The sequence below is a fragment of the Microvirga sp. Mcv34 genome (assembly GCF_024519725.1).
Lineage (GTDB): Bacteria > Pseudomonadota > Alphaproteobacteria > Rhizobiales > Beijerinckiaceae > Microvirga.
Window position 1 is genome coordinate 128,487 of sequence record NZ_JALJRK010000005.1, and the last position, 13,082, is coordinate 141,568.

General features: G+C 63.5%; 12 protein-coding genes. 6 read left to right on the top strand and 6 right to left on the bottom strand.

The window, feature by feature from the left end; translation table 11 throughout:
* Positions 1-77: 77 nt before the first annotated feature.
* Both OC446_RS04955 and OC446_RS04960 read left to right on the top strand, forming a co-directional pair.
* Positions 78-548, top strand: coding sequence for an aminoacyl-tRNA deacylase (locus OC446_RS04955; protein WP_262027936.1), 471 nt, complete (start codon positions 78-80; stop codon positions 546-548).
* Positions 549-734: 186 nt separating this feature from the next.
* Positions 735-1,172: a YqaA family protein gene (locus OC446_RS04960; protein ID WP_262027937.1), complete on the top strand. Its 438-nt coding sequence runs from the start codon at positions 735-737 to the stop codon at positions 1,170-1,172.
* Between the two features lie 55 nt (positions 1,173-1,227).
* Here OC446_RS04960 and OC446_RS04965 read toward each other — a convergent pair whose 3' ends face one another.
* A complete protein-coding gene (locus OC446_RS04965; protein WP_262027938.1) occupies positions 1,228-1,464 on the bottom strand; it encodes a hypothetical protein in 237 nt (78 codons plus the stop codon).
* A gap of 47 nt (positions 1,465-1,511) precedes the next feature.
* Positions 1,512-2,114 carry a cation transporter gene (locus OC446_RS04970; protein WP_262027939.1) on the bottom strand — a complete coding sequence of 201 codons (603 nt, stop codon included), beginning with the start codon at positions 2,112-2,114 and terminating at the stop codon, positions 1,512-1,514.
* 214 nt (positions 2,115-2,328) lie between these two features.
* Between OC446_RS04970 and ilvD the strand changes: the two genes are divergently transcribed.
* The 4 genes from ilvD (at position 2,329) to OC446_RS04990 (ending at position 6,567) form a co-directional block, all read left to right on the top strand.
* Positions 2,329-4,158: a dihydroxy-acid dehydratase gene (gene ilvD / locus OC446_RS04975; protein WP_262027940.1), complete on the top strand. Its 1,830-nt coding sequence runs from the start codon at positions 2,329-2,331 to the stop codon at positions 4,156-4,158.
* Positions 4,159-4,289: 131 nt separating this feature from the next.
* Positions 4,290-4,592 (top strand): hypothetical protein, encoded by a 303-nt coding sequence (locus tag OC446_RS04980; RefSeq protein WP_262027941.1) that lies wholly within the window; start codon positions 4,290-4,292, stop codon positions 4,590-4,592.
* Between the two features lie 138 nt (positions 4,593-4,730).
* A complete protein-coding gene (gene sugE, locus OC446_RS04985) occupies positions 4,731-5,048 on the top strand; it encodes a quaternary ammonium compound efflux SMR transporter SugE (RefSeq protein WP_262027942.1) in 318 nt (105 codons plus the stop codon).
* 25 nt (positions 5,049-5,073) lie between these two features.
* Positions 5,074-6,567, top strand: a complete 1,494-nt coding sequence (locus OC446_RS04990) for a sensor domain-containing diguanylate cyclase (protein ID WP_262027943.1) — start codon at positions 5,074-5,076, stop codon at positions 6,565-6,567.
* A gap of 149 nt (positions 6,568-6,716) precedes the next feature.
* Here OC446_RS04990 and OC446_RS04995 read toward each other — a convergent pair whose 3' ends face one another.
* The 4 genes from OC446_RS04995 to OC446_RS05010 all read right to left on the bottom strand — a co-directional run bounded on the left by OC446_RS04995 (position 6,717) and on the right by OC446_RS05010 (position 12,997).
* A complete protein-coding gene (locus OC446_RS04995; RefSeq protein ID WP_262027944.1) occupies positions 6,717-9,227 on the bottom strand; it encodes a cadherin domain-containing protein in 2,511 nt (836 codons plus the stop codon).
* Positions 9,228-9,385: 158 nt separating this feature from the next.
* Positions 9,386-10,756 carry a glutamate--cysteine ligase gene (locus tag OC446_RS05000; protein WP_262027945.1) on the bottom strand — a complete coding sequence of 457 codons (1,371 nt, stop codon included), beginning with the start codon at positions 10,754-10,756 and terminating at the stop codon, positions 9,386-9,388.
* A gap of 179 nt (positions 10,757-10,935) precedes the next feature.
* Positions 10,936-12,075, bottom strand: coding sequence for a carboxylate-amine ligase (locus OC446_RS05005; RefSeq protein ID WP_262027946.1), 1,140 nt, complete (start codon positions 12,073-12,075; stop codon positions 10,936-10,938).
* Positions 12,076-12,250: 175 nt separating this feature from the next.
* Positions 12,251-12,997, bottom strand: a complete 747-nt coding sequence (locus OC446_RS05010; RefSeq protein WP_262027947.1) for a 16S rRNA (uracil(1498)-N(3))-methyltransferase — start codon at positions 12,995-12,997, stop codon at positions 12,251-12,253.
* Positions 12,998-13,082 lie beyond the last annotated feature (85 nt).

Consider the following 13,082-nt stretch of genomic DNA (forward strand, 5'->3'; position numbering starts at 1 on the left):
GCGCATCCCGAAGCGACGGTGTGTCAGTTCATCCGCCCTCCCGGCATGCGAGCGTCCTCGTCTCACAGGAGGTTGTCATGACGATCGCGCCCACCCTTCAGCGCTACATGTCCGATCAGAACATCAGCTTCGACCTGATCCAGCACGAACCGGCGATGACCTCGCTGGGCGCGGCTCATGCGGGGCATGTGCCGGGCGACCGGCTGGCCAAGGGCATCATGCTCAGCGACGGGCGGAACTACATGCTTGCCGTTCTGCCCGCCTCGCACCACCTGCGCCTGTCGGATCTCAAGTCCGAGCTTGGCCAGGAGTTGCGCCTGGCGTCCGAAGACGAGATCGTCCAGGTGTTCCGCGACTGCGACCGCGGCGCCATCCCGCCCGTCGGCACGTGTTACGGCCTCGACGTGATTGTCGAGGACAGCATGGAGCGCCTGCCCGACATCTATTTCGAAGGCGGAGACCACGCCACGCTGGTTCATGTGAAAGGCGACGATTTCGCGCGTCTCAATCCGCGCGCTCAGCATGGCACGTTCAGCGAGCGGATGTAGCGCGCAAACCCGCCAAGCTGAAGCATCGGATGTGAATTCGAACGCACGCACGATGCGTCAGAGGGCTGACCTGTTCAAGGCAGGTCAGCTCGGCGGACACTCGAAACCGTGATAGAGCTCGTTACCTCCAGGCTTCCGCCGAAGCCCTGGACATGCCGACCTGTCACCTGGGTATTCCCTCGCCTCATGCTCCATCTTGCCGAATACGGCGCCCTGTTCGCCGCGGCCTTCCTCTCGGCCACTCTCTTTCCTTTCCAGTCCGAAGCCGTGCTCTTCGCCATGCTGGTGGCCGATCGCTATCCATGGTGGCTTCTGATTGCCGTGGCGAGCGCGGGCAACATCCTCGGCTCGATCGTGAACTGGTATCTCGGCCGGTTCTTCGCCCATTTCGAGGACCGCCCCTGGTTCCCAGTCAAGCGCAAGCAGATGGCCCGGGCCGAAGCCTGGTACCACCGCTACGGGCGCTGGACGCTGCTGCTGAGCTGGACGCCGATCATCGGCGATCCGCTCACCATCGTGGCGGGCGTGATGCACGAGCCCCTGCGGGTCTTCATCCCGCTCGTGGCGCTCGCCAAGACGGGTCGGTATCTGGCGGTGGCCGCGCTGAGCCTCGGATGGGTTTGACATCCCCGCCGTCGTTCCGGCAAGCCGAAAGCGAACCAGGAAAAACGGTGGACGTTCACGGCCCCTGCAAGCTCGCCCAGATCTCCTCCAAATGCCGCGGCCCGAGCACGGCCCCCGAGGCAGCCCGGATCACGGCTTCCATGCCGGCGGGCGGCTCATTGTTCATGGCCCAGTGAACGGCCTCGCGGAGGGTGGCGAATTCCCTCACGTCGCTCGGATGGCCTTGGCTGGCCGTGCCGATGGGTTCGTATTGCAGATGGGCCGGGGCATCCAGTTCGGCTTTGGTGAGCATGGCGCTGTCCTGCCTCGTTCGGGGTGGCTTAAGCTGGACAACGTTCTTCAGGGTTCAGCCGTTGCAGCCCTATGCTCCTCGCGGGCCGCTTCCCAAACCTCCCGTGCGGCATCGGCGTTCATCGCCGCGATGGCCAGGCCGACGATCAGGTCCGGCCAGGCCGAGAGTGTCCCGGCCGTGACCAGCCCGGCCCCGATGATGGCGATATTGGCGGCGGCATCGTTGCGCGCCGACAGGAAGGCCGCCTTCGTCAGGCTGCCGCTGTGGTGCCTGTAACGCGCGAGAAGGAACGCGCAGAAGAGATTGACGATCAGGGCTCCCGTTCCGGCGAGGGAGAGCGACACCGGATCCGGCGCCACCGGCTGCCAGAACTTGTCCCAGGCCGTCCAGAGGGTGGCCAGGCCCGGCACCAGGATGATCCCGGCGAGCGCCATCCCGACCCGGGCCTGCGTCCTGGCACCCCAGCCGAGCGCCGCGAGTATGAGGAGGTTGATCGAGGCATCCTCCAGGAAATCGACGCTGTCGGCGAACAGCGACACCGAGCCGATGGCGAGCGCGACGGCGAACTCGACGCCGAAATAGCCGAGGTTCAGGGCCGCCACGATGGCCACGACACGGCGCAGCTTCCGGCTCGCCTGCACATCACTCATGGGTTTACCCTCCACGGCGCTCTTCCTACCCCCGACAGTCCGGCAATTCCATTGCGGCAAAGCAGGCGCGACCACAAGGAATGGCAATTTTTCTTGCAAGTTACGCAATTTCAGTCGAACAAGGCGGCAAAGATCAGCACATCCGGCACTCTGCCGCTCAAGGGACCGACCCGGGGGTGAAGGCCACTTTCGGGTCCGATGTTCAGGGGAAACCATGCCAGCCTATCGTTCTCGCACCACCACCCACGGCCGCAACATGGCAGGGGCCCGCGGCCTCTGGCGGGCCACGGGCATGAAGGATTCCGACTTCGGCAAGCCGATCATCGCCGTCGTGAACTCCTTCACCCAGTTCGTGCCTGGCCACGTCCATCTGAAGGACCTCGGCCAACTCGTGGCGCGGGAGATCGAGAAGGCGGGCGGCGTCGCGAAGGAATTCAACACCATCGCGGTCGACGACGGCATCGCCATGGGCCATGACGGCATGCTCTACTCCCTGCCCTCGCGGGAGCTGATCGCCGATTCCGTGGAATACATGGTCAACGCCCATTGCGCCGACGCCATGGTGTGCATCTCCAACTGCGACAAGATCACTCCCGGCATGCTGATGGCCGCCCTGCGGCTCAACATTCCCGTGGTCTTCGTCTCCGGCGGGCCGATGGAAGCGGGCAAGGTCGTGCTCAACGGCGTGACCAAGAAGCTCGATCTGGTGGACGCCATGGTGGCGGCCGCCGACGACAAGATCGCCGACGAGGACATCAAGGTCATCGAGCGCTCCGCCTGCCCGACCTGCGGCTCCTGCTCGGGCATGTTCACGGCCAATTCCATGAACTGCCTCACCGAGGCGCTGGGCCTGTCGCTCCCGGGCAACGGCTCGACGCTCGCCACCCACGCCGACCGCAAGCGCCTCTTCGTGGAAGCCGGCCACCTGATCGTCGATCTCGCCCGCCGCCATTACGAGCAGGACGACGCGAGCGTGCTGCCGCGCGCCATCGCGTCCTTCGCGGCCTTCGAGAACGCCATGACCCTCGACATCGCCATGGGCGGGTCGAGCAACACGGTGCTGCACCTGCTGGCCGCCGCCCACGAGGCGGAGGTCGACTTCACCATGGCGGATATCGACCGCCTGTCGCGCCGCGTGCCGGTGCTGTGCAAGGTCGCGCCCGCCGTCGCGAACGTGCACATGGAAGACGTGCACCGGGCCGGCGGCATCATGGGCATCCTGGGCGAGCTCGACCGGGCGGGCCTCATCGACACCTCCGTGCCGACGGTCCATTCCGACACCATGAAGTCGGCCCTCGACCGCTGGGACGTGCGCCGCACCAACAGCCATGCCGTGCACGAATTCTTCAGTGCCGCTCCCGGGGGCGTGCCGACGCAGGTCGCGTTCAGCCAGGAGAGCCGCTACGACAGCGTCGACACGGACCGGGCCGCCGGCACGATCCGCGACGCCGAGCACGCCTTCTCGAAGGATGGCGGCCTCGCCGTCCTGTCCGGCAACCTCGCCCTCGACGGCTGCATCGTGAAGACCGCGGGCGTGGACGAGAGCATCCTGGTGTTCTCGGGTCCGGCCGTCGTGTTCGAGAGCCAGGACGACGCTGTGAGCGGCATCCTCAACGGCAAGGTGAAGGCCGGCGACGTGGTGGTGATCCGCTACGAGGGCCCGCGCGGCGGTCCCGGCATGCAGGAGATGCTCTATCCCACGAGCTACCTGAAGTCGAAGGGCCTGGGCAAAGCCTGCGCGCTCATCACGGACGGTCGCTTCTCCGGGGGCACCTCGGGCCTGTCCATCGGCCACGTCTCGCCGGAAGCGGCGGAAGGCGGCACCATCGGCCTCGTGCGCGACGGGGACCGGATCGAGATCGACATCCCCAGCCGACGCATCAACCTCGCCGTGGACGAGGCGGAGCTGGAGCGCCGCCGCGCCGAGCAGCAGGCCAAGGGTTGGCAGCCGGCCGCGCCGCGCAAGCGCAAGGTCTCGGCCGCCCTGAAGGCCTATGCCATGCTGGCCACCAGCGCCGCCAAGGGCGCCGTCCGGCAGATCTGATCTTTCCGGTCGCAGACGAAGAAGGGCGGCTCCCGCGGGACATCTCGTCTCCCCGGAGCCGCCAAGCCTTGACGAAACACTGTGTCTGGAGTCCTTTCGAGAAAAGGCCCAAATCAGCCGCAGGATTCTTGATGACCCGTTTCGCCTTGACTGCCAGCCTCCTTCTCCTCGCAGGGCCCGGCTTCGCCCAGGATGCCCAGGAGGGGCAGGCTCTCCAGCTGACCGTGCGCCCCTCCAGCTTCGACGCCGAGGCCAATGAGGCGACGGAGCGGCAGCAGAGGCTCCTCAAGCGGCTTGAGCAGAGCAACCACATGATGCGCTCGATCTGCATCAATTGCGGCGACAGCTGGAAGCATCAGATCTATGCCCCCTTCAACCCGCTCGCGGCCTTGGGCGGCCGTCCCGAACAGCCTTCGGAAGAAGCCGGTAACTAAGCCGCCAAACAGGCGCTCGGCTGCGCCTTTCACGTATTGAGAAGGTTTTCTCGGACCTCTATATCTGGAGAGGTGAGGACGACCTCGCACCTTCTTGAAACCGGTAGGGACGGCCCTGCCAATGACGGAGGTCCTGTCATGGCATGGACTTGGCTCGGCCTTGCCGGTCTGTTCGAGATCGGCTGGGCGATTGGCCTGAAATACACCGACGGCTTCACCCGCCCCATCCCGTCGGTTCTGACCGCCCTGAGCATGATCGTCAGCGTCGTCCTGCTCGGCCTGGCTCTGAAAACCCTGCCCGTGGGAACGGGTTATGCCGTCTGGACGGGAATCGGAACGGTCGGCACGGCTCTTCTGGGGATCTATCTCTTCGGCGAGCCCGCGACGGCGATGCGCCTGGTCTGCATCGGGCTGATCGTGTCCGGCATCCTCGGCCTCAAGTTAGCCTCAGGCTAGCCCCGGCAGTTATGGTTGGGGGATCATGACTGCATTCGCTCAGATAAGACCGAGGTCCGCGGCACGGGGGCTGAGAGCCTTCGTTGCCGTGGTATGCCTCGTGATCCTCGGCCTGGGGGGCTGGCGCGACTGGAACGACCGGGAGCAGGAGATTGCCCGGATCAACGCCGAGAACCTGAACCTCGCCAAATCTCTCGTCCAGCACGCGGAGGACACTTTCGAGGTGGCGGATGCCCTTCTGGTGGACGTGGTGGACCGGGTCGAATCGACAGGCATGCTGCCCAAGACGGTCAAGAGACTGGACGCCTTCCTCGTGGACCGGGTCCAGTCCCTTCCTCGCATCAAGTCCCTCACTGTCTACGAGGAGGATGGTTTTCTCCTGTCGAGCTCCCTGCCCGGCCATCGCGGCAAGGTGAACGCCGAGAAGCAGGTCTTCTTTCAGCATCACAGGGATTCGACCAGCGGCGATTGGTACTTCGGCCCCCTGATCCGCGATCCGCTCGGCGGCGATTGGGTGCTTACCCTGTCCCGCCGCATCGAAAGGTCGGATGGCAGTTTCGGCGGCGTCGTTCAGGCCAGCATCCCGCCCCGGTATTTCGCCAATTTCTTCGGCCGTTTCGATGTGGGCCGGCAGGGCAGCATCACCCTCATCCACAAGGATGGCACGCTCGTCTCGCGTTATCCCTATATCGAGCGCGCCATCGGGACCGACATCTCGAGCGAACCGCAGTTCCTGGAGAGAAGAGGTTCCGGCGCCTACGAATATGTCTCCCCGGTCGACGGGGTGACGCGCATGGGCGGCTATTATCGCAATCCCATGTTCCCCATCGGGGTCCTGGCATCGGTCGGGCAGGACGAGGCGCTGGCGAGCTGGAACCGGGAGTTCGTGTTCCGCACGGTGGTCATGAGTCTTCTCGTCGCCACCATCGCGACCCTCGGCTGGATCCTGTCGGCAGAGCTGCGCCGGCGGGAGGAAGCCGAGGTGGAGCTCTCCGTTCTCGCCGCCACGGACGGCCTGACGGGCCTCGCCAATCGGCGCATGTTCGACCGGCAGCTCGAGGCGGCATGGCTCCGGGCCGCGCGGGAAAAATCGCCCGTGTCCCTGCTCCTCGTCGATGTGGACCAGTTCAAGGCGTACAACGACATCTACGGCCATCAGGCCGGCGACGAGTGCCTGCGCACCATTGCCGGGGCGATCGCGAGCGCGGCCCGCAGACCGGGCGACCTCGTGGCGCGGTACGGGGGCGAGGAACTCGTGGTCCTGCTGCCGGATCTCGACGAGGCCGGGGCCGCCGCCATGGCCGAGGAGATCCGCGCCAAGGTCGAGACGCTGCGGGTGCGCCATGAGGCGAACATCCCGACCCAGACCCTGACCGTCAGCGTCGGCAGCGCGACACGCATCCCGAGCCTGGACCGGTCTCGCCACGGCCCGGAGGACCTGGTCACTCTCGCCGATGCCGCCCTCTACCGGGCGAAGCAGGACGGCCGCAACCGCGTCGCGACGGCGAAGGCCGCGTGAACCGGCGTTTCCTGTCAATCGGGAGAAGCGCCCTCAATGTCATGGCCGGGCTTGTACCGGCCATCCCGATTGATCGACGCGCTGCGTCTTTCTGATCGAGATCACCGGCACGAGGCCGGTGATGACGTGGGAGGGGTTTACCCCGACGGTTAGATCACGAAGAATTCGGACGCCTTGAGGATGGGCTTGTTGGAGAACTTGGCGATCTCCGTCCGGCCACCCGCGGCGCTTCCGTTGCCATCGTAATAGAGCACCCCGGCTTCCTTGTTGTAGATGACGTAATCGTCCTTGTCCTGCTTCTGGGTGCTCAGCTTGAAGTGCTTCGCCTTGAGCATTTTCGGCAAGGACGCGCTGCCCGGTCCGAGCTTCGTGAAAATGGCATTGTCGAGATATATCGAGTCCTGCCTCACATTGTAGTCCTTGATGGTGTCGTAGTTCGTCTTCTTGTGAGGCTTCACGTCGAACACGAAGATGTCGTTGCCGGCCCCTCCGGAGAGCGTGTCGTTGCCAACGCCGCCGTTGAGTGTGTCGTTGCCAACACCGCCGAAGAAGACGTCGTTGCCGCTTCCGCCGACCAGGATCTCATGGCCAGACGTGCCCGTCACGGTCTCGCCGATCCAGTCGCTCACCTGAATGGTGAATTCCTTCACCGATGTCAGAATGCCGTCGCTCACCTGCACCTTGACGACGTGCGACTGGGTCTGCTCGTAATCGAGCAGCGTGCCGTTCGCGACCACGATGGACTTGCCATCTGCGCCGATGGCGAAACGGCCGCCTGCAGTGTCGATGAGGGTGTAGGAGAGAGCCTTGCCTTCGGGGTCGGTCGCCGACAGGTCACCGACCTTGGTGCCTGTTGAAACAGCTTCGCGAACGGAAGCGCCGACGAGGTTCAGGTTGACCGGACCTTCGTTGACGTCGCTCACCAGAATGGCGAATTCTTTCGTTGCCGTCAAAGAACCGTCGCTGACCTGCACCTTGATGACATGAGACTGAGACAGCTCGTAGTCGATCAAAGTACCATTGGCGACGACGATCGATTTGCCATCTGCCCCGATCGCGAAGCGACCGCCTGCATTGTCGAGCAGCGTGTACGTCAGAATGGTCCCTGCCGCGTCTGTGGCGGACAGGTCGCCGACCTTCGCGCCTGTCTCGGACGCCTCGCGAATGGAGGTTCCGGTGAGGGTGAGACCAGTCGGGGCTTCGTTGGGATTGCCTGGGCTTTCGCTGGCTTCGAGATTGACCGTGACTCGCGCCATCGTTTCCCGGTTTCCAACATCTCGAATGGACATCTGAATAATACGCGTTTCTCCATCCTCACCTGTGGCCTTCGTGTAGGTCAGCGCATGGATGAGTTGTTGAACACGTTCAGTCGTTGCCTGATCGTTGAAATGGAAACTTACGTAAGAGGAGCCGATTCCTGAAACATGCCCGATTGGCATTCCATTGACGAAGACATCTCTTGCAAGGTTTTCTGCTGAGAGAGTAACTCCGCTTGATTGATCGACATTAATGTTATCGGCATCGTCTGAAAGATCGATATGAAGGAGCAGCGACTTCAGAAGGCCGCTATCGACACCCAGAGCGGAATCCTGTCCGGCATCGAGAAAAACGGTGGTGCCGATGGCCGCCGCAATGTCCGCCTCGCCGAAGCGCACAAGCACCGGAGAGTTGTGAACCGACTCGACCAGTTGTCCGTTCAGATCGTGAGCGACGATGCGATCGATTCCTTGCCGATGAAGGAGGAGCCGATCCAAGGCAGTCAAGGTGCCAGTATTAAGGATGAGGCTATCATTGACTGTATCATAGCCATGCACCAGTCGCGCGGTCTCCAAGTTGTCGACAGTGATCGTGGCGCCATTGGTCTTGAGGTGGATACCGAAGCCGGAAATCGTCTTGTTGCCCAGGTCAATATCCGAGCCGTGGATGAAGAGATTGTCATCTCCTCCTTGGCCGTTGATCGCGACAACATCAGCCAGCTGATCCGCTCTTATGGTCACAAAATCGACGCCTGCCGTTCCCTTGATCGTCTCGACACCGTTAAGACCGGCCATCCGGTGGAGATCGAAAAAGCCGCCGCCGGTCAGTACAAGGGTATCGTTGCCGCCGCCTCCGTTCAGGCTGTCGCCCGCGCCGATCAAGTTTCGATCGACCGAGAAGGTATCATTCCCTCCTGTCAATGTGTCATCCAGATCAGTCCCGATGACTTCATCGCCGATATGAAGGCCGACGAGTTGCCCATGGCCGGCAGCGTCGGTCAGGCTGATGTCGATGCCGCGTGACGCGGCAAAGCCGTTAACGTTCGACAGATCCTTGTAGGTGAGAGACTTGATCAGGGTTTCAACGTGGCCCGCCGTCACAGTCTCGTTGAATTCAAAAAAGATTCCTTCTTCACCGACATAGGAGACAACCCCGATGTTGGCACCAGCGACCCACACCGGCTTGCCAGTGCCGAAACCATCGGGGAACTCAACTTGGCCGGTTGCAGTCCTCACTCCAAACGAAGCTGAAGCTGAGGGTCCCCAGTAGTAAACGTCCAGGTACCGAAGTGGGGTATCCCCCGCAGTGACGTCTACATTCTGATCCCGGTCGATGAGAACCTCCTCCCCGGGCTTTCTCAGAATGTAATCGTTGTCGAGATTGAGCAGCATCACGTTGGCCATCGTTTCCTCCAAGACGTTCCGATCAATGCGGAACGCAACCGGCCGCCGACTGAACCGAAGGCCCGGAAGAAGACTACTATGAAAGCAACGTTATTTCAATTCTGCGCTACTTTCCTGTCGAGCGACAGTCTCAAAACTCGCGGTAGCGTGATGTAGTCTTAAAACACACATTCCCCAAAGGCAGGCACAACCGATCCACCCCAACCGCCGTGGTAAAGCGCCAGCAGCCGCTCGGCCTGCGTGCGGCCCGAGGCGACGATCTCTTCCGCGTAGGCGAGATGCCGAGTCTCGTCCTGGCCGGTCGCATCGAGATAGCCGCGCCGCTTGAGGCCCTCACGCGAGAGCGCCAGGGCGTCGCGCGCCACATCCTGCACAGAACGTCCGGCGATGCTGGCCTTCAAGGCCTGTTTCGGCACGTTGGCGCGTAAGTCTTCGCGCTCCTGCGCGGTCCAGGTCTTCACCAGTTCCCAGGCCCCGTCGAGGGCCGCGTCGTCGTAGAGCAGGCCGGTCCAGAACGCCGAGAGAGCGACGATGTGCTCGATGTTGCCCACGTCCGCGCCGCGCATTTCGAGATAGCGCTTCAGGCGCACCTCCGGGAACACGGTGGAGATGTGGTTCGCCCAGTCGGATTGGGTGGCGCGCCCGCCCGGCAATTGTGTGAGCTTGCCGGCGAAAAGGTCGCGGAAGGAAGAGCCCGCCACGTCGTGATAGGTCGTGTCCCGCTTGACGAAATAGAGCGGCACGTCGAGCACCCAATCCACGTAGCGCTCGTAGCCGAAGCCCTCCTCGAAGGCGAAGGCCATCATGCCCGTGCGGTCGCGATCCGTATCGCGCCAGATCTGCGAGCGCATGGAGAGGTAACCGTTGGGCTTGCCATCAGTGAAGGGCGAGTTGGCGAAGATCGCAGTCGCGATGGGCTGGAGCGCCAGCGACACGCGCAGCTTCTTCACCATATCGGCTTCGGACGCGTAGTCCATGTTCACCTGCACGGTCGACGTGCGGTACATCATGTCGAGGCCGAGCGAACCGACCTTCGGCATGTAATTCGTCATGATGCGGTAACGCGCCTTCGGCATCACCGGGGTCTGGCTCCGCGTCCAGAGCGGGCTCATCCCGAGGGTAAGAAAGCCGAGGCCCAGCGCCTCCCCGACCGCCTTCACGTCGGCAATATGCTGCGCCGTCTCGCGGGCGGTCTCGTGCAGCGTCCGGAGGGGGGCTCCCGACAATTCGAACTGCCCGCCGGGCTCGAGCGAAATCGCTCCGCCGCCCACCTCGTCGGCGAGGCCGATGGGATGGCCGTTCTCCAGGATCGGCGCCCAGCCGGTACGCGCCTGCAGTCCTTCCAGGAGCGCGCGGATGCCCTTGCCGCCCTCATAAGGGACCGGCGTGGCATCAGCCGTGTAGAACGGAATCTTCTCGTGTTCGGTGCCGAGCCGCCAAGCGTCCCGCGGCTTCTCGCCGGAGGCGATCCAATCCACGAGCTCCGACCGCGCACCAATGGGGGTCGTATCGGATACGTCCCGCGCCATGCATCACCTCATCAAAAAGCGCGTTCAAGGCGCGCCGACTCAGGGTCGGAACTCAATAAGGGGCTTAAGGCCAAGGCGCAATGAGGGACCAAAGCACAAAACGACGAGGGCGACGCCGCCCTCGCCGAAGCACCGGATCCCGAAGGTTTGCCGCGCCTCCGGAGCCGTCGGCATCCCGGCTAGTGCCGGATCGCCGTCTCGCCCATGGTCTCCGCGCTGAGCCAGTCGACCACGCCGGCGAGCGCGTCCCGGTTCGACAGGCCGCGGCCGACCGCTTCCGTATAGAGCGTCAGCTGCTGGTCGGCACTGGTGCCGCGGGCCACGATCCAGCGGGCGAGATCGAGCTCGCGCTGGCAACCGAGAGCCTTGGCGTCCTCGGCCACGAGGTCGAGCGTCTCTTCGAGCAGCTCCCGCACGGGCTTGGCTGTCCGCATCTTCTCGTCCACGAAGCTGCCGTGGATGCCGTAGCGCTGGGCCCGCCAGCCGTTCTCGTCGTTGATGGCCCGCGAAGCGCCGGTCTGTCCGGCGTTGAGCGTGGTGTCCAGGCTCAGGTGGCGCACGAGGCAGCGGTAGAGGGCGGCGATCGCAATGGTGTCGTCGAGGCGCGTGCAGCTGTCGGCCACGCGCAGCTCGAGGGTCGGATGCTTGAGCGACGGCCGGATCACCCACCAGACGTAGGTGGAATTTTCGATGGCGCGGGCGGCCACGAGGGTGTCGATGTAGCGCTGGTAATCCTTCTCGTTCTCGAACAGGTCCGGCAGCCCCGTGCGCGGCAGTTCGCGATAGGCGGCGAGCCGGTAACCGAGAAGGCCGGTGCGCTGCGCCTGCCAGAAAGGCGAGGAGGTCGAGAGGGCGAGCAGCAGAGGCAGGAAGGGCTGGATCCGGTTCATAATGTCCACGCGCATGGACAGATCAGGCACTTCCACGTGCACATGCATGCCGCACAGAACATTCCGGCTGCCGAGCATCTGCAGGTCATGCATGACCTTGCCGTAGCGCGGCTGCGCCGTGGGGCGGATTCGCGTCCAGACGGCGAGCGGATGGGTGCCGGATGCCATGATCGACAGATCGAACTCGCGCGCGACGGCTCCCACGGAGGCGCGGAGACCTGCAAGCTGCGCTCGGGCCTCGGAAAACTCCAGCATCGGCTTGGTGGCGATCTCGATCTGCGGCTCGAGCATTTCGGGGTGGATGTCACCGGAAACCCTGTCCCGGCAGGCGGCAAAGAACTCCTTGATCTTCCCCTTGGCGATATCCCGTTTCGGCGCATCGTTGACGAAATACTCTTCCTCGATGCCGAACTTGAAATCCGAGCTCATTTCCTTGGTATCCTCTATTCTTATTCAGAAATGACCTTCACACATGCGGATCGGCCTGCGTCGACCCGGCCCAAAACTCCGGCGCAATGGGGCCAGATTGGGGCGAATCGACGCGAAACTGCTAAGCTTCTGAATCTATAGGCTGATTGAATTCAGTCATTGTCGGCCGGCGCGATCAGTTCCAATCGCCCAGCACGGACTGGACGATCGCCAGCGCGGCCACAGCGGCTGTGTCAGCTCGCAGGATTCGCGGACCCAACGATACGCAAACACATCTTTCGTGGGCGGCGACAAGCGCTCTCTCCTGATCGGTGAACCCCCCTTCGGGGCCCACGATAACGACCAGACCAGCTTGATTGTTCCCAAGCTTGGCCAGAGCCTCGACCGGGTTGGAAACGGGGGCGTTCTCGTCGCAGAAGACGACCAGCCGATCCCTCTCCAAACCCTTGAGAAAACGCTCCAAATCCTCTTCTTCCCTCACCCCCGGGATCGCCAGGATCCCGCATTGCTCGGCGGCCTCGATGGCGTTGCTGCGCATGCGGTCGAGGTTGACCCGGGTGGCCTGGGTCCGGCGCGTCAGGATCGGCTGGAGAACGCCCGCCCCCATCTCAACGGCTTTCTGGACCATATAGTCAAGACGGGCATGCTTGAGCGGCGCGAAGGCATAGATGATGTCGGGAGCCGATTCCTGTTCCCGGGTCCGCTCCACGCAGACGAGGTCGGCGGCCTTGCGCCCCTCGACCGAGACCTCGGCCCGCCACTCTCCGTCCTGCCCGTTGAAGATCAGGACGCTTTCCCCCGCCTTCAGGCGAAGGACATTCAGGAGGTAATTGGCCTGCCCCCGATCGAGCGCGATCCTGGATCCGGCCCGTAGGGACGCATCGACGAAGAGGCGGGGGGCGTTGAAGTCGTACTCGGGCATGGGGATCTTGTGCTGAACCGCCTCCCCTGTATCAAGTTCCGCCGTTTGCCGGGAGGGGGACCGGCCGTTCTGGTCACTAAAAATT